Below are 17,503 nucleotides of genomic sequence, written 5' to 3'. Positions count from 1 at the left end.
CTCGGGAAGGCTCGAGGTGACGGTCGATGACGAGCGGCGGATCCTCGGGCCGGGTGACGCCTACTATTTCGAAAGCAGGCGCCCGCACCGCTTCCGCTGTGTCGGGCCGGTGCCCTGCGAGGTCATCAGCGCCTGCACGCCGCCGACGTTCTAGTTCCTGCCCTCGATCCGGGCAAGTACTCCGTCGAGTGCAGCGGTCAGGGCGGCAAGGCCGCCCTTCTTCTCGAAGTCTGAGTAAACCTGCTCGTTAAGTCCGCCCTTGGTCGCAAATTCGCGGCTCAGCGCGCTGAACGGTTCGTTGCCGGGGCTGTTCGCTTTCTGCGCCAGGCTTGCAAAGAGCGGGGCAATGTAGGCCTGTCCCTTCGCCTTTTCGAGGCCGCTTCTTTCCAGCCAGACGGCAACCTGCTCCATGATGCCGAAATAGGTCGACATCATTGCGCTCGCTGCCGCGAGAAGATCATATTCCTTCCTCGACTGGCATTGGACAGCCGTTCCGAGCGCATCGAAAAGCGCTGCGACGGCGGTATCGGGCGGATAGATGGCCGTGACGCCTTGCCGGCCGGCGACGAAGGGCAGGGGTATCGCCTGCACGAGATGCACGTCGGCGCCGATCCATTCGGAGAGGGCCKGGCGCTCCGTTGCCGCAACGAGGCTGACGACCATTTGGCCATCCCTGAACGATAGCGCGCGCACGACCTCCTCGGCGACCTGCGGCCGTATCGCCAGGAATACCATGTCGCTGCGCTCGACGACGTCCTGATTGTCCTTGGCAATTCTCACGGCGGCGAATTCGTCAGCCAACGTCGCGGCGATGTGAGCGCTGCGTGGAGACACGTGAATCTCGGATGCATAGGCCGGCTCAGTGAGAAGCCCGCGAACCATCGCTTCGGTAATCGCGCCGGTGCCGACGAATCCAATACGGTCGATTTTCATTTGATTGCTCCGCAGCCCGCAGCCGGCCCTACGCGACATCACCGCGCCAAACCAGATAGCCTCCAACACGACGAAGGCAGCGGTTGCCGTCTTCACCCAACTCCCCCGCGACTATGCACCCAGCAAGCTTTGGGTCAATGCCGTCCGCCGTAGCTGTATGGCGGACTGTTGGGAACGATCGGCCCGCAGAGGACGAAATCCGACAGACTCTGGAGCTTACTTGTAAGTGATCTTGTCGCCGACCCTCGGGCGATTGAAGTAATGGCGATCGAAGCTGTAGCCATTCTGCCCGGTGAAGTTTGAAAAGAACGCCGAGACCGGCGTCGTCAATGTGTACTGCACCCTGGTCAGCACCACCTGTACGCCGTCATCCTGGATCTCCGAAGGGACCTCGATCGTGCTCGCCGTGCCGGAGTTCAGTGCGGAGGTGTTGAGTGCTGCAGACCAGTTGACCGTGGCGCTGCCGCTCTTGGCAATATCGTCCACCGCGACGGTGATCGTGAGCCCTGTCGTCTCATAGGGCTGCAGGATGAAGCTGGCGCCGGAGAGAAGTTTGGCGACATCGGACTTCGTCCAGGAGCCCTGCTGTGAAATCATATCGCCTGTGGAAGAGGCGATCTCGTCTATCTTTCGGCTGACCGTGAGCGCATGGCCGAGATCGACGGTGCCGAACAGCAGCATCACCAGGATCGGCAGGACCAGCGCGAATTCCACGCCCGAAGCCGCCGACCGGTCGCGCATGAGATGACGGGCGCGGGATTGGGCGAGGCGGAAAAGGGACTGGCTCCGTTTCATCATGTCAGAAAGGCTCGTTGCGGAAGAGAACGGAAGATCCGAGTAGGTAGCGGCCGTCGGAAAGCTTGGCGCTCGACAGGCTGAAGAAATTGACGACGGCTGTCCATGGCAGGAACGTCTGAACCAGGATGTAGTCGCTGCCCTTGCCGATATCATAGGTCTCGGTCACAGTGAGATTGCCGCTGTCATCGATGGGATCCGTGCTGGCGGCGGACGAGAGGTCGGAAAGCACGATCACCTTGACCAGGAGACCGCTGGAGCAGCTGAACGAGAGAAGCATGTCGTTGCAAATCCTGGCTTTGAAATCGGCCAGCGTAATCTTCGAAGATGCAACCTCGCCGGTGCGGATCATCCGGGAGATCTTGTGAACCGAAGCGTCCAGCGCCGAATTGACGAAGAACATCAGCGACACTTCGATAATGCCGAAAATCATGATGAAGAGCGGCAGAGCCAGGATCGCAAATTCGATCGCAGCGACCCCTTTGCGATCGCCAAGCAGCCGGCGCAACGATGCGAAGCGTTTCCCTCGTCTCATTGGGTCAGCCGGACGGATGCGAGATATTGGGTGAATAGCGCCGACAGGCCTGCCGTGATCTCGGCCGACGACGAGGCTGAGAGGAACAAGCTCTTGGACGATGCGCAGTCGGAAAGCGCATAGGGGATGTAGTCGCGCCTGGTGATGCTGGTCGACACGCCGCTTTGCATGGTACCACCATAGGTGCCCTTCCAGTTGGCGCTTGCCATGGTCGAGCCGACGGTTGCGTTGTAGCCCCAATCCGAAGTGAGCGGCAGGTATTCGGTGTAGAGAACCGCCATGGTGGCGGACTGGTTTTTGACGTAGGCGCACCAGTCCGGATTGAGAGGCGCCACCTTGTTCCAGTATGCCCCATACGTCGCCTGCCCGTTCTTCCATGTCACCTTGTCGGTCACCCATTCGCGCTGCGATTGAACGCCGTCCGTCAGCAAGAGAACCAGCTTGAGCGGCGAGTTTGAGGAGGTTCCGTCCCCGCCGGTCCCGACCTTCTGTTTGAGCGTTGCAAGCGACACGTCAAAATAGGTGGCTGCCTTCGAGGTCGCGCTTGTGAGGCCGTAGCTTGAGGTTGTGAGCCGGTTGCGCGCCGTGTCCGTGCTCAGCGTCGGGGCGAGAACTTCTGTGAGCGTATCGCCGAGGCTATATAGTCCGACCTTGATCCGTTGATGGTTGCTGTCTGAGGTGTCGATCAGGGCAAGCACGTCCTTGACGGCATCGCCGGCGACATCGGCGCGCAGCTTTATGCTCTTGGCCGTGCTGTATTCATAGTTGTTGTTGTATGTCTTGTTGCCGATTTTGTGCGCATCGCCCGTGTGGCAGGCGAACTGGCAGCCGATGCCGGAATACATGGTCGACTGGCCGGCCGTTGTTGCTGCTAGAAGCATCGACGGCGATGTGTCGATGACGATGTAGACATTGAGATAGGAGGTGGCCGGCCCCTTGACGGCGCTTGCCACGCTGACGTCAACGGTGTCGATGTTGGCGATCTTCATCAGCGTCGTCGGAACCGTGCCGCTGGCCGTCGCCGTGATCTTATGGTTTGACGTATCGATGTCGATGTCGCCAAGCGTATAGCTGTTTTCGACCTGCGCGTGGAACCAGTCGGAAACCTTTTGCTTGAGAGCGACGGCGTCGTCGGTATCGATCTCTTTGACTGCGGCGATCAAGGCCGTGTCCAGGTCGCTCTGCATCCTCTGGCGGACATTGTAGGTACGAATGTAGTCAAAGCTCGCGCCGACTGCGACGATCATCGGCACCAGGGTGAGGGCAACGACGATCGCGACATTGCCGCCCCTGTCCCTTCCGAGACCGCGAAGGGTTTTGAAGACCCGATCAACTGAATATGAAAGATCCGAGCGCAAAAAGACCACCGTCAATAAGTCATACTAATGTGCAAGAAGTATCAAAATTGCTTAAGTCTTTGTTAATTCCTGCGTTTTCCGATGGAATGCAGACCGCAAAAGCACTGTTTCGTGCGCAAATTGTATATGTTTGCGAATTTTGGATAGCCGTGGAATGACATCTCTCTCATTCATGATTGCKGGGATCCGCATGCGTGAGTGAAGCCGGAAGCGGGGACACGCCCGGCGCCATCCGCGACCTGGCGGTTTCGTTCGACAGAATGAGCTATCCAATCATGGAGATCAGCGCTTTGGCGGCAGTTTTCTGCTCTTTCTCGGGCTGAAGACCTGCACAAGACCTTCGATCAGGCCGTGGGTTTCGTCGCGCTGCAGCAGGAAGCCTGCCTTGCCCTCTTCCGACAGGGCGGTGCGCCGTCTTCGGTAGGACCTTCAGGATTTGATTTCCGCGAAATAGATGGGCTTCAGATATCAAGGAAAAGTTCGTTGGGAGTTTTCGTGGTTGCCATCGTGCCTCCTGTTACTGGCCAATGAAGCCGCCCAGCGCGGCAACAGTTCACTTTCTCAGACTACGCCGAACTGGTCGGGAAGCTCACGTAACGCTCGCTTCGTTGGACACTTTTGCAAAGGGCTTGCCCTCCTAGGGCGCAACTCCATTTTTACCCGAGAACCAAATGTAAGGAGGACAACCATGCCACCTCGCAAGTCCCCTAAATCTGCTACCCTCGAAGCCGCCGGCCCGAAAATCGGCAGCCCGGTACCAAAGGGCATCGTGAATACTGCGACGGGAGAAGTCGGGGCCGCTGTCCAGCCCGCTTATGATCCTGGCGAAGAATTCGCAGCCGTTCGCAAGCAGCTCGAAACGTTGCAGAAGCAGGTGTCGGATGCTGCCCAGTCTATCAAGAGTGGCGCGCGGAAAGCTGCCAGGCAGACAGAGGCGACGGTGAATTTGTATCCTGTTTCGACGATGATTGCGGTCGCAGCCGCCGTCGGGGCGATCGCCTTCGCAATAGGAGGGTCCCGCTCGGCGCCGCCCCGCTCGCGTTACGACCGCGTGCTCGATGAGATGCGCGATCTTTACGACAGGGTACGAGATCGGATCTAGGTCGTTTCGGGATTGCGAATAAGGTGATTCTCCGCCACGCTTGACCTGCAAGCGAGGGGAAAACGCATGCTCGACATGATCATCAAGAATAGTCTCGAGGTCGTTGATCGCACCGAACGCGTGATCGATGCGGCGAGGCGACTTCTGGGAGCAGGACTCGACGAGGTCGAAGCCTATCGGCTTCACGTTGAAATCGAAAAGTTGACGGACGTCGTCTTTGTCATGGACGAGGCTGCCCGGCTTCTGCGACGGACCTTCGAGCTTCGGCCAGAAATTGCCCGCTACGCCATGGTGAATTGGACGATCCACTGAGGGTTGAACCCCTCGGATGAGGGCAGGAACAGGCGCGCCTCACGCGGGTGAGGTGCCCCCGCAAGCCTTCGTTTTTCTGTTCAGTCGGGCGCCGCCTTTATGCAATTGGAACGCCTCCCCAACGGCAGGATTCTTTCCCTTTATGAGGAAGACGGCGCCTGAGATGGCTGGATTGCCATCCGATCAAACGGTGTCATCCTCGGCAGGAAAGGGATGATCCATCGCCTTCCATTCTTCAGCTGGCATCGATCGACCGCCACCATGGGTCGCTGCAGGCGTTGCACCGATATCTTGAGCGACGGACTTTAGACGACAAAAATCGTCACTTAAATCGGTCATTCATCCGGCTCCGAATGAGCTCAGTTTCTCCAGGAGCGCTTGTGAAATCTCGAACTGGCGTGCTGTTCCACGACCCATCGAGTTCTTCACGATCGTCTCGTCGAGCATCCCCCGTTTCACCAAGAGATCGACCGTCTCCTTGACGCCGGTGCGTGTCAGAGCGGTAATTTCCATGATACTGGAAAGGGTTAACTTCTGGTGTGCCTGGTTCATGCTGTAGAGGACAGTCATCATGCCGACCTGTTTCAGCCTTGCCTGAGGTGTCTCGTCTTCGAGGGGATGATCGAGGATTTCGTGCAGGATGAGACCTGAGAAAGCCAGATTGCGCCATTGGGTTTCGAGTGCTCTTGTCATGCCGTTTTACTGTGTTATATAAATCAGTATAGATTGTTGTACAGGCAAGCCACCTCTTCCGCAACCGAATGTCCTCTGGAGGGTCGTGCTCATGAAAAACCTTCTCGTCAACTCGGTCGTCGCGGCCTGCTGCCTGGCGCCACCCTACCTTACTTCACCTGGCAAGGCGCAAGCAAATGAGTGGGGCTGCGAGGTTATCCTGTGCCTTTCCAACCCCGGAGGCCCAACGCAGTTCGCGGCATGCCGGCCGTCGATCCAGAAACTGTGGCGTGAGCTTGCCGAGGGGCATTCCTTCCCGGCATGCAGCGGCGCCACCTTCCACAGTTCGCGCCCGGGCTATGAGCCCTATTACTGCGAAACCGGATACCGGGTGAAGACCGATTATGGTCCGCGCGGGCAAGAAACCATCTGCGTGTCGGCGGCCCTCCAGCCAGTGAGCGACGCGTTATGCCACGATGTCGGTGAGAGCCGCAGTTCCGGCGACGGCTCGGTTTTGTCCCCGCGATGGCAACGGTCGGATGGTGGGCGCCGATGCATGGGCTATCCGACGGCCCGCCCGAAGGTGAGAGCGCAGCCCCACTATGTCGACGTGACGATCGATGGGATGGCGACGCAACGGGTCTGGTACTGATCGATGGCCGTCACTTTCATGGATCTCGCCCAGGATTGCGCGCCCATGGTGGAGGTCAGGACGCTCGCCGCCGTCATCAGTCTCGAAAGTGGTTTCAAGCCTTTCGCCATTCGCATCAACAGCGGCCCGCCGCTAGAGCGTCAACCCGCATCAAAGGCTGAGGCAATTGAACTCGCGACCTCCCTCGTTGCCAATCGTCAGGACATTCAGATCGGTCTTGGCGGCATTGGCGAGGCGGAACTGCGCAGGCTCAAGCTATCGATTTCGGATGCGTTCGATCCCTGTGTGAACCTCAAGGCGACGGCCACCCTGCTCGACGGCTATTATCGCCTTGCCTTGCGTTTCGGCGCCGATGCGAAGCAGGCCGAAACAGTGATGCTTCAGTCCTATTACGGGCATGACGATCCGTCGGTTGGCAAGATGGTCAGATATGACGAGCAGGTCCGCCAGGAAATGGGGCGACTGCCTGCCAGCCTGGGGTCTCTCACCATCGTCGAGCTGCGTGACGAAGCGCTTCGCGCCGAGCCGTCACCCAGCCGGGAGGCGTCCGCGGTCGAACAATTCCCTCCCCAATCCGGTGAAGCCGCATCGTGGGACGTCTTCAACGCCCGGCGCTCATCCCAGGTTCTCGTGTTTCAAAAAACTCGATCGGAGCAAAGCCAATGATCTCGAAAGCAAACCTTCGCCCTGTGGCGGCCCCTCTCCTGATGGCCGCAGCCATCGTCGCCTGCCTGGTGGAGCCTGCCTTTGCCCAGGCAGCCGGCGTCGAAACCGTCCTGCAGAATATCGTCGACATGCTGACCGGCAACATCGCTCGGTTGCTCGCGGTCATCGCCGTCATCATCATCTGCATCGCCTGGATGTTCGGCTACATGGATCTGCGCCGCGCCGGCTTCTGGATCATCGGCATCGGCGGGATTTTCGGGGCGACGGAACTCGTCAATACGATCGTCGGAAGCTGATCATCATGCCGACCACCGCCGCGATTGAGGAGGACACCCTGTTCCTTGCCTGTACCCGCCCGGCGATGATCGCCGGCGTGACGATGGAGGCGATGGGCTTGAACGTCATGCTGACGACGATCCTTTACATCACCGCCGGATCGATCGCCTACGCGCTTGTCGGCGTCGTCTTCCATTTCATATTCCGAACACTCGTCAAGCACGACCACAACATGTTCCGCATCCTGATCTCGTGGATCGAGACCCGCGGCCGGTCGCGCAACGCCGCCTTTTGGGGCGGCGCGACCCTCTCGCCCCTGACGCTCATCAGGCGCTATGACGAAAAGGATCTGAGCCTTGCCTAGCATCGCAACGCTTCGCTCGCGCGAACTCGGGCCCGAGACCTTCATTCCGCACGTCCGTCATGTCGATGAGACGATGATTGCCCTCGAATCCAGGGCGCTGATGGTGATGCTCGCGCTCGAAGGCATATCGTTCGAGACCGCCGATGTCCTGGATCTCAACAGTCTGCACCGCGATCTCAATACGCTCTACCGCAACATCGCCGATGAGCGCCTGGCGCTCTGGACGCATGTCATTCGTCGTCGCGACAACACCTATCCGGAGGGAGAGTTCGCCAATTCTTTCTCGCAAGGGCTGAATGCGCGCTACCGCGACCGCATGGTCGCGGAGGATCTGTTTCGAAACGATCTTTACCTCTCGCTGGTCTGGCATCCGGGCCGGGATCCCGCCGAAGCAGCAGCCAGGCTGCTTTCACGCCTGCGCAGGGCGCGCCGCGCCGGCATCGAACTCGACGAAGATGCCTTGAAGCATCTCCGCGACAAGCTATCCGACGTGACCGCCGGGCTGAAACGCTTCGAGCCCCGGGTGCTCTCCCTCTACGAGCAGGACGACATTCTCTTCTCCGAGCCGAGCGAGGTCCTGCATCAGATCGTCGGCGGCCGGCGGGAGCGCGTTCCGCTGACGGAGGGCCGGATATCCTCGGCGATCTATTCGGATCGGGTGATCTTCGGGCGTGAGACGATCGAGATCCGTCATGAGGCCGAAAGCCGCTATGCCGGCCTATTCGGGTTCAAGGAATATCCGGCGACGACCCGCAGCGGAATGCTCGACGGCATCCTGACGGCGCCGTTCGAGCTCATCCTGACGCAGTCTTTTGCCTTCGTCTCGAAAGCCGATGCGCGCACGATCATGGGTCGCAAACAAAACCAGATGGTCAGCGCTGGCGACAAGGCGGCGTCGCAGATCGAAGAGCTTGGCGATGCCATGGACGAGCTGGAGTCGAACCGCTTTGTCCTTGGAGAGCACCATCTGGCGCTGTCGGTCTTTGCGCCTTCGGTGAAGGAGCTTGCCGACCACATGGCGAAAGCACGCGCCTATCTCACCAACGGCGGGGCGGTCGTCGCCCGCGAGGATCTTGGGCTCGAGGCGGCATGGTGGGGGCAATTGCCGGGCAATTTCCGCTATCGCGCAAGATCGGGCGCCGTCACGTCGCGAAATTTTGCAGCGCTCGCCCCCTATCATTCCTACCCCACCGGCAAGAAAGACGGCAATGAATGGGGACCGGCCGTCGCCATGCTGAAGACTGCTTCCGGCTCGCCCTTCTATTTCAATTTTCATCATAGCGACCTCGGCAACACCTTCGTCTGCGGCCCGTCCGGCTCCGGCAAGACGGTGCTCTTGAACTTCATGCTCTCCCAACTCGAAAAACATGATCCCCACATGGTCTTCTTCGACAAGGACCGCGGAGCCGACCTCTTCGTGCGGGCAGCAGGCGGCACCTACCTGCCGCTTCGAAACGGCGTTGCCACCGGCTGCGCGCCGTTGAAGGCACTTGAACTGACGCCTGAGAACAGAGTTTTCCTCGCCCGCTGGGTCGGCCAGCTGGTCGGGTCGGCGAAGCGCGAACTCACGGTCTTGGAGCTGCGCGACATCGCCTCTGCCATCGATGGCCTGGCGGACCTGCCGGTGGACAGGCGCTCCATCGGCGCCTTGCGCACCTTCCTCAACAACACCGATCCCGAAGGCATTGCCTCAAGGCTCAGGCGTTGGGAGAGGGGAGGACCGCTCGGCTGGGTGTTCGACAATGAGAGCGACGACATCGGGATCGGCGCCAAGTTCATTGGCTACGACATGACCGACTTTCTCGACAATGAGGAAATCCGCACCCCGTTGATGGCCTATCTGTTCTTCCGCATCGAGCAGCTGATCGACGGGCGTCGGATCATCATCGTCATTGACGAGTTCTGGAAGGCTTTGCAGGACGAGGGCTTTCGCGATCTCGCGCAGAACAAGTTGAAGACGATCCGCAAACAGAACGGGCTGATGTTGTTTGCGACCCAAAGCCCGCGCGATGCGATCGTCTCGCCTATTGCCCACACGATCATCGAGCAGTGCCCGACGCAGATCTTCCTTCCCAACCCGCGCGGCGACCATGGCGATTACGTCGACGGGTTCAAATTGACGGAGCACGAGTTCGAGCTTGTCTCCCGCGAGCTTTCGGTCGAAAGCCGCCGCTTCATCCTCAAGCAGGGTCACAACAGCGTCGTCGCCGAATTGAACCTCAGGGGTTTCGATGAGGAGCTCGATATTCTGTCCGGCCGCACAGCCAACATCGAACTTGCCGAGGCGATCCGGGCGCAGGTTGGCGACCGTCTTGAAGACTGGCTGCCGCTGTTTCAGCAAAGAAGGAGGACGGGTTGATGGAAAGGCTCAAAACAGGGTTTGCTCTGGTGTTGATGGCGGCACTCGTGCCTGTTGGAACGGTGTCGGCACAGGGCATTCCAGTGATCGATGAGACGGCGATCGCCAAGCAGATCGAGAGCATCACCCAGCTGAAATCCCAGCTCGACACGCTCAATCAGCAGCTTCAGCAGGCTCAGCAACTTTACGCATCGCTGAACAAGGTCACCAATATGGCCGATGTCGCCGGGCTGCTGAACGATCCCTCGATCCGCAAGGCATTGCCGCAGGATTTCAATGCCATCGAAGGGCTGCTCAAGGGCAATGGCACCGGTGTCCTCGGCAATTCCGCCTCGAAATTCCTTGATGATAATTCCACCTATCGCACCAGCGCCAATGATTTCTATGCGCAGGAATTGGCGCGCGCCCAGAACCAGAATGCCGGCCAGATGAGCCTCGGCCAGCAGATCTACGATGCCGCCACCAAGCGTATCGACGGCATCGATCAGCTGCGCCAGCAGATATCAGCTGCCGCGGATGCCAAGGATATCGCCGATCTTCAGGCACGCCTGCAGGCCGAAACCGCGTTTCTGCAAACCGACGTGCTGCGCATGCAGGCTCTCCAGATGGTCCAGCAGGCACAGGTTCAGGTCGACGACCAGCGCAAGGCCGAGGACTGGCGAAAGCGCCTGGATGCCATGGGGGAGGCGCTTAAATGAAACTTCTCCTTCTTGGCATCTTCACACTCACCCTTTCCGGCTGCTTCGGCCAGGGAGACAGGATTTATACCGTCGACGAGCTGATGGCTGATGAGGCCCTGCTGGCGAAGATCACAAGTGAATGCCGCAACAACCCCGGCACCCTCCGCCAGACGCCGAATTGCCAGAACGCGGAGGCGGCGCACTGGAAGCTGTGGCTCCGCACTACGCCTGGAGGCTGAGCCATGTACCAGGTCTTCAGCTTCGTCGATGGCCAGTTCAAGTCGCCTCTGGAGAATTTCATCTCGTCGGGCACGTCGAACATCGCCAGCTGGATCAGCGGTCCGCTGACTGCGGCGCTGACGCTCTACGTCGTGCTCTATGGCTACCTTGTCCTGCGCGGCTCGGTCCAGGAGCCCATTCTCGAATTCGCGTTTCGGGCGATGAAGCTTGCCATCATCGTCATGCTGGTGCGCAACGCCAGCGAGTATCAGACCTACGTCACCAACATCTTCTTCGAGACGCTGCCCCGCGAGATCTCACAGGCGCTGAACTCGGGAACGGCGCCGAGTGCCTCCACTTTCGACAGCCTGCTCGACAAGGGCCAGAAATGCGCCAAGGAAATCTGGGCGCGTGCCACATGGCCGGCCGACATCGTCACCGGCATCGGCGGGATGATGGCGATCGGCGCGAGTTTCACCGTGGCGGCGATCGGTTATATCGTCTCGCTCTATGCCCGGCTGGCGCTTGCCATCGTGCTGGCCATCGGCCCGATCTTCGTCGCGCTTGCGATGTTCCAGTCCACTCGTCGTTTCACCGAATCCTGGATCGGTCAGCTTGTCAATTTCGTCATTCTCCAGGTCCTGGTCGTCGCAATCGGTTCACTGCTGATCAGCTGTATCGACACGACCTTCACGGCGGTCGAAAGCTATACCGACGTCATGATGCGCCCGGTCGCCCTTTGCGCCATCTGCCTTGCGGCCCTTTACGTCTTCTATCAGCTGCCAGGCATTGCCTCCGCGCTCGCGGCGGGCGGGGCGTCTTTGACCTACGGCTATGGTGCTGCCCGAGACGCACACGAAGGCACGCTTGCCTGGGCGGCCTCGCATGGTGCCCGAGCGGTTGGACGAGGCGCCCGTTCCGTCAGCCGCCGCCTCAGATCCTGAGGAGCCGAATGATGACTTCTCCACGAAAAACGTTTCAGAGGTTTACGTTCAAATGATCCGCATCTTCTTATCGCTTTTCATTGCCATGGAGCTCACGGGCTGCGCTTCGGCCTCCCACCCCTTGCCCAAATGCGACGGCTATTCACGCCGGCCGCTCAACCGCGCCATGTGGCAGTGGGAGGACGACAAGCCTGCCAAGCAGAGTGGCTCTGATAATGTCCCGGCGACGGCGGCCGGCCAGGCGACTTCCTATAGCGAAGAGCCGCCGACGGAGGAGCCTGCCGCCTTCGCGCATTTCGATGCCGTGGGGTCCTATCGGCCGTGCCGGGGGCGGTGACATGGTGAATACGGACAGTCTGAAAGACTATTTCGACAAGGCGCGCCGTTTCGATCAGGATCGGCTGGTCCAGGTAGAACRCTCGGCGCGCATCGCCTGGTCAATCGCGATCGCCGCCAGCGTGCTTGCCGCCACTTCGATCTTCGCCGTTGCCGGGCTGACGCCCTTGAAAACGGTCGAGCCTTTCGTCGTTCGGGTCGACAATTCGACCGGCATCGTCGACGTCGTCTCGGCGCTGACCTCGACGGCCGGCAGCTATGACGAGGYGGTGACCAAATACTTCGCTGCCAAATATGTGCGCGCCCGGGAAGCCTATGTCTGGAGCGAGGCCGAGGAGAATTTTCGCACCGTCGCGCTCCTCTCGACCCAGCCGGAACAGACGCGCTTTGCTGCGATCTACCGCGGCGGCAATCCGGACTCTCCGCAGAATATCTATGGGCGCAGCGCAACGTCACGCGTCAACATCGTCTCGATCTCGCTGCTCAACGCCAATGTCGTGTCGGTGCGCTATACCAGGACGGTCACCCGCGGTGACGATGTCCGGACAACCCACTGGGTTGCAACGCTCACCTTCTCCTATGTCAACGCGCCGATGTCCTCGACCGACCGGCTGACCAATCCGCTTGGTTTTGCTGTCAGCGACTATCGCGCCGATCCGGAGGCCATCAATTGAAGCAGAGTTCCCTGATCGCCCTGGCCCTGGCCGCCGGCTTTTCCCAGGCAGCGTTCGCGCTCGACATCCCGCGCGGCGCATCGCAGGATAGCCGTGTCCGTTTCATCGACTATCAGCCCTATAACATCACCAAGATCGTCGGCACCTTACGCTCCTCGGTGCAGATCGAGTTCGCGGCCGACGAGGAGATCGCCCATGTGGCGCTCGGCAACAGCGTCGCATGGGAGGTGGCGCCGGCCGGCAACATCCTGTTCCTGAAGCCCCGCGAAAACCAGCCGGTGACGAACATCTCGGTTGTGACGACAAGGCGGGACGGCTCGACACGCAGCTACCAGATGGAGCTGACGGTTCGCGACGGCACGGTCGAGGCGGGGCAGAACACTTATTTTTACGTGAAGTATCGTTATCCCACTGACGAGGCCGAACGCAGGAGACTTGAGACCGCTGCCCGCGCGCAAGCGGCTCAGGCCGGCGAAGCGGACAAGGTTCTTGCCCTTCACGAAGCCTATGGGCCACGCAACTGGCGCTATTCGGCTCAAGGCTCCGCGGCATTGGAACCGCAGGCGGTCTACGACAATGGCAAGGTCACCACCTTCGCCTTTGCAGGCAACCAGGAAATGCCGGCGATCTACATGGAAAATTCCGACGGCAGCGAGACCCTCGTGCCGAAGTCCGTCGAGAACAACGTGGTGCTTGTGCACGCGATCAGCCGCAAATTCATCCTGCGCAGGGGAAGCGACGTCCTCTGCGTCTTCAACGAGGCCTATGATCGTATCGGCATCAATCCCGATACCAATACGACCTCACCCTCTGTCGAGCGCGTCGTGAAGACGCAAGCTGCGACAGGGCAATAGGAGGACGTCATGGCCGAGGAAGACAACAGCACCCACATTCCTGGTGAGCGCGCCGAAACGAGCACGGCTAGGGGCCTCGAGAACAATCCGGCGGTGAGACGTGGCGTGGTGGCGCTGGCGATCGTCGCTTTCGTCGGCTTTGCGCTCTGGTCGATGCGCGGGCAGGAGAAGCCCGCCGACGGGGTCCAGCCCGAGCGCGTCGTCATCCGTCAGACATCCGATTTCGAGCCGGCCAAGGAGCCGGTCCAGCCGGTCGCCGCGCCGCCGGAAAACCTCCTGCCAACGCCCGGCATGCCCGAGCAGACGGGCGAGGATGAGAAGCTCCTCGACGCCGCCCGCCGTGCGCCGGTCATCGCCTATGGTGGCGAGAAATCACCGCCGGCCCATCGTCAGGACGAAGATGCGAGCACTGACGCTAACTCAAACTACCTGCCGCTGGGAAACAACCCGGGCAATCTCTCTGCCCAGGCGGAAAACGAGGACCAGCGCTTCAATCGGATGTTGACGCCGACCCAGTTGCAAGGCTCGCGCGCCGGCACGCTCGGAAATCGCGACTTCATCGTTGCAATGGGCACCTCCATTCCATGCGTCCTGGAGACGGCATTGTCCTCCGACCAACCCGGCTTCACGAGCTGTGTCATCAACCGCGACGTCCTGTCGGACAATGGCCGCGTCGTGCTGATGGAGAAGGGCACGCAGGTCGTCGGCGAATATCGCGGCGGCCTTCGCCGTGGCCAGAAACGCCTGTTTGTCCTCTGGAACCGGGCAAAGACGCCGAAGGGGGTAATCATTACGCTGGCGTCGCCGGCAACCGATGCCCTCGGGCGTGCCGGTGTCGACGGCTACGTCGATACCCATTGGTGGGAGCGTTTCGGCAGCGCGATCCTGTTGTCGATCGTCGGCGACGCGACTTCCTACGCCAGCAGCCAGCTGCAGGATAGCGATGTCGAGGCAGACAACACGACGAGCGCCGGCAAGCAGGCAGCGACCATCGCCGTCGAGCAGTCGATCAATATTCCGCCGACCCTGTTGAAGCATCAAGGAGAGCTGGTCTCGATCTTCGTGGCGCGTGATCTCGATTTTTCGAGCGTCTATCGGCTTCGCGTGAGCGAACCGCGCAACCGCATCTACGATCGGGCGGTTCTTGGTGACTTCAGCCGCGCCTCCACCCTGGTCACGAAATAGACCGCCATGAAAGAGGGAGCCGATTCCGGTGTCGTGCGCGAGCTGCTGGTGCCGCTGTCGCCCTTCCTGGGTGACAAGTCGCTTTACGAAATCATCATCAATTGGCCGACCCAGGTGGTCACCGAGGGCACAGCCGGTTGGCAATCCCACGATCTGCCAGAGCTGTCGTTCGATAAGCTCATGCGGCTGGCGCGGGCTGTCGCGAGCTTCTCCAACCAGGCAATCGACGAAACCCGGCCCATCCTCTCGGCCACACTGCCCGGCGACGAGCGGATCCAGATCGTCATCCCGCCTGCCACGACGAAGGGAACTGTCAGCATCACGATCAGAAAGCCGTCGTCCGTGTCGCTGAGCCTGAACGATCTTGATCAAGGCGGCTTGTTCGCCGAGGTGGCAAGGGAAGACGCGGACGTTTCTGCAATCGACCGTAGGCTCCTGGATCTGCATCGAACCGGCTCATACCAGGCATTTCTTCGAGAAGCGGTCTATGCGCGCAAGAACATCATCATCTCCGGGGCAACCGGTTCCGGCAAGACGACGCTTTCGAAGGCGTTGATCCGCCATATCCCTTCGAGCGAACGCATCATCTCCATCGAAGACACGCCCGAGCTCGTCATCCCGCAACCGAACCATGTCCGTCTCTTCTACTCCAAGGGTGGCCAAGGGCTGGCAAAGGTCGGGGCAAAGGATCTGCTCGAATCCTGCCTGCGCATGCGACCGGATCGCATTCTTCTGCAGGAACTGCGCGACGGCACCGCGTTCTACTACATTCGCAATGTAAACTCCGGTCATCCGGGCTCGATCACAACCGTGCACGCCGATTCTGCCCGGCTTGCTTTCGAACAGCTGACACTGCTGGTGAAGGAATCCGAAGGCGGGAGAGATCTGGAGCGAGACGACATACGCGAGATGCTGAAGATCGCAATCGACGTCATCGTCCAATGCAAGCGTATCGATGGCCGGTTTCGGGTGACTGAAATCTACTATCGGGCCGCCGCGGGAACCAAGACCGTCGATGTTGCTCGCAGTGATCGTTGAAACTGCTGACGCCTTCCCACACGCCAGGACTGAAGCAAACTGGACTCTTGAAAGTCTCCCAGCTAGCTTGCGCGGGCTTCGAACCGGAGGCGGACAATGCTCAACGAAGACGCCCAGGCGGAACTTACGAAAACCCTGTTTGGTCGCGATGTCGCGCAGGCTGGTGCTCTCTGCTACCGTAGGACCGAAGGCGGTGGACTTGATATCCTTTTTGTAGGCAGCCGACGGAACGGCCGCTGGGGCATTCCAAAGGGGCGCGTCGAAGATGGTGAAGCCAGCAGCGCTGCGGCGCTAAGAGAGGCGTTCGAGGAAGCCGGAGTGGTCGGCATCGTCGACGAGACCGTGTTCGGTTCATTTTCGTATCGAAAGGACACGGGTCCCAACCACTACCAGGTGGCCGTCCATCTTCTGCAGGTTTTAAGGATCGCGGACGAGTTTCCCGAGAAAAGCATTCGTAAGACACGATGGTTTCGACTGAAAGACGCCGTGCGCGACGCCGCCCAGCCAGGTCTGCGAACGCTCTTGTCGCGGGTTGAGAACCTGGACCCATGAAGCTCGGTTTCGGCAGATCGCTGTTAAAGGCCCTCAGAGCCCAAAAGAAAATCAGCAAGCAGATCGAGAAAGTTGTCAAAGCGACCCGAGGCAGAACGAAACGTAAAACATCCCGTCCCCCGAAACCGATATTAGTCGAGACAACCGCGTTTGGAAGCAATCCGGGCCGCCTGGTGATGAAATCCTCTGTCCCGACGACGCGGCTGCCGAAGAACCCCGCTCTTGTCGTCTTGCTTCATGGCTGTCATCAGACTCCCGAAAGCCTGGATGCCGCGGCCGGCTTCTCCAAGCTCGCGAAAGAACGCGGTTTCGTTCTTCTTTATCCGCAGCAGAAGAGAGCAAACAATCCGCAAAATTGCTTCAACTGGTTTCGACCCAGCGCGGTGGCTCGAGACCGCGGAGAGGTGCGTTCAATCAAGCAGATGATCGAGCACATATGTGAGCGACATCGCGTTGACCGTTCGAGGATCTTCGTCGCTGGGCTGTCCGCCGGCGGGGCGATGACGGGCGCCCTTGTAGCTAACTATCCCTCCTTGTTTGCCGGCGCCGCGATCATCGCCGGCATGCCATTCGGATCTGCCCGTGACGCGATGTCGGCCCTGCGCGCGATGAAGTCAGGTGCGATGCCGCCACTAGGCGGATGGGGACGACCCATCGCTGAGATTTCCCCGGAAGCCAAGGCATGGCCTGCGATAACCATCTGGCAGGGCATGGAAGACCGGGTGGTCAAGCCGGTCAATGCGCTCGCGTGTGTTGCCCAGTGGCTCGAAGTCCAAGGCATTGGAGAGAGCAGCGGCCGTTTGGAGGAAAAACCCTGGGGCAGGTTGCAGTCGTGGAAGATGAGCGGCCAGCTGAAAGTGGCCCTCTATTCGGTCGCCAATATGGGCCACGGGCTTCCGATCAAGAAGCGCAAGAGCGTCACCGCGCTACGATCTGGAGACCCCTACGTGATCCCGGTTGAAATCTCAGCTCCAGCGGAGATGATGCGGCTGTGGGG

24 protein-coding genes are annotated in these 17,503 nt (G+C 60.1%); 18 read left to right on the top strand and 6 right to left on the bottom strand.

Annotated features, from left to right (window positions below; all coding sequences use genetic code 11):
- A partial coding sequence (locus tag AC1D1Z_RS26270; RefSeq protein ID WP_477852027.1) for a cupin domain-containing protein occupies window positions 1-154 on the top strand: 154 nt, incomplete at its 5' end.
- On the opposite strand, the gene AC1D1Z_RS26265 is transcribed toward AC1D1Z_RS26270, so the two are convergent.
- The 4 genes from AC1D1Z_RS26265 to AC1D1Z_RS26250 form a co-directional block, all read right to left on the bottom strand.
- On the bottom strand, window positions 151-933 hold the full coding sequence (locus AC1D1Z_RS26265; protein WP_477852025.1) for a pyrroline-5-carboxylate reductase: 783 nt from the start codon (window positions 931-933) through the stop codon (window positions 151-153). The genes AC1D1Z_RS26270 and AC1D1Z_RS26265 overlap by 4 nt on opposite strands.
- A 216-nt stretch (window positions 934-1,149) precedes the next feature.
- Entirely contained in the window at window positions 1,150-1,731 is a 582-nt protein-coding gene (locus AC1D1Z_RS26260; RefSeq protein ID WP_018245414.1) for a TadE/TadG family type IV pilus assembly protein, read from the bottom strand.
- A gap of 1 nt (window position 1,732) precedes the next feature.
- Window positions 1,733-2,263, bottom strand: a complete 531-nt coding sequence (locus tag AC1D1Z_RS26255) for a TadE/TadG family type IV pilus assembly protein (protein ID WP_018245413.1) — start codon at window positions 2,261-2,263, stop codon at window positions 1,733-1,735.
- A complete protein-coding gene (locus tag AC1D1Z_RS26250; protein ID WP_026188666.1) occupies window positions 2,260-3,621 on the bottom strand; it encodes a TadE/TadG family type IV pilus assembly protein in 1,362 nt (453 codons plus the stop codon). The genes AC1D1Z_RS26255 and AC1D1Z_RS26250 overlap by 4 nt, the downstream gene beginning before the upstream one ends.
- Before the next feature lie 688 nt (window positions 3,622-4,309).
- Between AC1D1Z_RS26250 and AC1D1Z_RS26245 the strand changes: the two genes are divergently transcribed.
- Together AC1D1Z_RS26245 and AC1D1Z_RS26240 are read left to right on the top strand one after the other, a co-directional pair.
- Entirely contained in the window at window positions 4,310-4,723 is a 414-nt protein-coding gene (locus tag AC1D1Z_RS26245; RefSeq protein WP_018245411.1) for a hypothetical protein, read from the top strand.
- A gap of 66 nt (window positions 4,724-4,789) precedes the next feature.
- Window positions 4,790-5,035 carry a hypothetical protein gene (locus AC1D1Z_RS26240; protein WP_018245410.1) on the top strand — a complete coding sequence of 82 codons (246 nt, stop codon included), beginning with the start codon at window positions 4,790-4,792 and terminating at the stop codon, window positions 5,033-5,035.
- A 183-nt stretch (window positions 5,036-5,218) separates the two neighbouring features.
- Here AC1D1Z_RS26240 and AC1D1Z_RS26235 read toward each other — a convergent pair whose 3' ends face one another.
- A complete protein-coding gene (locus tag AC1D1Z_RS26235; RefSeq protein WP_155256966.1) occupies window positions 5,219-5,374 on the bottom strand; it encodes a hypothetical protein in 156 nt (51 codons plus the stop codon).
- The gene (locus AC1D1Z_RS26230) at window positions 5,375-5,728 is read right to left on the bottom strand and encodes a hypothetical protein (protein ID WP_018245409.1); all 354 of its coding nucleotides are present in this window, start codon (window positions 5,726-5,728) and stop codon (window positions 5,375-5,377) included.
- A 91-nt stretch (window positions 5,729-5,819) separates the two neighbouring features.
- Between AC1D1Z_RS26230 and AC1D1Z_RS26225 the strand changes: the two genes are divergently transcribed.
- From AC1D1Z_RS26225 to AC1D1Z_RS26155, 15 genes are all read left to right on the top strand, one after another.
- Window positions 5,820-6,359 (top strand): hypothetical protein, encoded by a 540-nt coding sequence (locus tag AC1D1Z_RS26225; RefSeq protein WP_018245408.1) that lies wholly within the window; start codon window positions 5,820-5,822, stop codon window positions 6,357-6,359.
- 3 nt (window positions 6,360-6,362) lie between these two features.
- Window positions 6,363-7,025: a lytic transglycosylase domain-containing protein gene (locus AC1D1Z_RS26220; RefSeq protein ID WP_018245407.1), complete on the top strand. Its 663-nt coding sequence runs from the start codon at window positions 6,363-6,365 to the stop codon at window positions 7,023-7,025.
- Window positions 7,022-7,321, top strand: a complete 300-nt coding sequence (locus AC1D1Z_RS26215) for a TrbC/VirB2 family protein (protein ID WP_018245406.1) — start codon at window positions 7,022-7,024, stop codon at window positions 7,319-7,321. Before AC1D1Z_RS26220 ends, AC1D1Z_RS26215 begins: the two co-directional genes overlap by 4 nt.
- Window positions 7,322-7,326: 5 nt before the next feature.
- Complete coding sequence (locus AC1D1Z_RS26210; RefSeq protein ID WP_018245405.1) at window positions 7,327-7,665, top strand: VirB3 family type IV secretion system protein; 339 nt, start codon at window positions 7,327-7,329, stop codon at window positions 7,663-7,665.
- The gene (locus AC1D1Z_RS26205; RefSeq protein ID WP_018245404.1) at window positions 7,658-10,024 is read left to right on the top strand and encodes a VirB4 family type IV secretion/conjugal transfer ATPase; all 2,367 of its coding nucleotides are present in this window, start codon (window positions 7,658-7,660) and stop codon (window positions 10,022-10,024) included. Before AC1D1Z_RS26210 ends, AC1D1Z_RS26205 begins: the two co-directional genes overlap by 8 nt.
- Window positions 10,024-10,722: a P-type DNA transfer protein VirB5 gene (virB5, locus tag AC1D1Z_RS26200; RefSeq protein WP_018245403.1), complete on the top strand. Its 699-nt coding sequence runs from the start codon at window positions 10,024-10,026 to the stop codon at window positions 10,720-10,722. Before AC1D1Z_RS26205 ends, virB5 begins: the two co-directional genes overlap by 1 nt.
- Window positions 10,719-10,943 (top strand): EexN family lipoprotein, encoded by a 225-nt coding sequence (locus AC1D1Z_RS26195; protein WP_018245402.1) that lies wholly within the window; start codon window positions 10,719-10,721, stop codon window positions 10,941-10,943. Before virB5 ends, AC1D1Z_RS26195 begins: the two co-directional genes overlap by 4 nt.
- Before the next feature lie 3 nt (window positions 10,944-10,946).
- A complete protein-coding gene (locus tag AC1D1Z_RS26190; protein ID WP_018245401.1) occupies window positions 10,947-11,867 on the top strand; it encodes a TrbL/VirB6 family protein in 921 nt (306 codons plus the stop codon).
- A 52-nt stretch (window positions 11,868-11,919) separates the two neighbouring features.
- Entirely contained in the window at window positions 11,920-12,204 is a 285-nt protein-coding gene (locus AC1D1Z_RS26185; protein WP_018245400.1) for a hypothetical protein, read from the top strand.
- Window position 12,205: 1 nt separating this feature from the next.
- Entirely contained in the window at window positions 12,206-12,877 is a 672-nt protein-coding gene (locus AC1D1Z_RS26180) for a VirB8 family type IV secretion system protein (protein ID WP_477852017.1), read from the top strand.
- Entirely contained in the window at window positions 12,874-13,731 is an 858-nt protein-coding gene (gene virB9, locus AC1D1Z_RS26175) for a P-type conjugative transfer protein VirB9 (protein ID WP_018245398.1), read from the top strand. The genes AC1D1Z_RS26180 and virB9 overlap by 4 nt, the downstream gene beginning before the upstream one ends.
- Before the next feature lie 9 nt (window positions 13,732-13,740).
- Window positions 13,741-14,916: a type IV secretion system protein VirB10 gene (virB10, locus tag AC1D1Z_RS26170; RefSeq protein ID WP_018245397.1), complete on the top strand. Its 1,176-nt coding sequence runs from the start codon at window positions 13,741-13,743 to the stop codon at window positions 14,914-14,916.
- A gap of 6 nt (window positions 14,917-14,922) precedes the next feature.
- Window positions 14,923-15,954, top strand: a complete 1,032-nt coding sequence (virB11, locus tag AC1D1Z_RS26165) for a P-type DNA transfer ATPase VirB11 (protein ID WP_018245396.1) — start codon at window positions 14,923-14,925, stop codon at window positions 15,952-15,954.
- A gap of 96 nt (window positions 15,955-16,050) precedes the next feature.
- On the top strand, window positions 16,051-16,506 hold the full coding sequence (locus AC1D1Z_RS26160; protein WP_018245395.1) for an NUDIX hydrolase: 456 nt from the start codon (window positions 16,051-16,053) through the stop codon (window positions 16,504-16,506).
- Window positions 16,503-17,503: extracellular catalytic domain type 1 short-chain-length polyhydroxyalkanoate depolymerase (locus tag AC1D1Z_RS26155; RefSeq protein WP_477852013.1), on the top strand; the 1,001-nt coding region annotated here is incomplete at its 3' end. The genes AC1D1Z_RS26160 and AC1D1Z_RS26155, both read left to right, overlap by 4 nt.

This window comes from Rhizobium sp. P1_E1, assembly GCF_056406015.1.
Note: the sequence above shows the minus strand (reverse complement) of the source record. Positions and strands in the feature narration are given on the sequence as shown.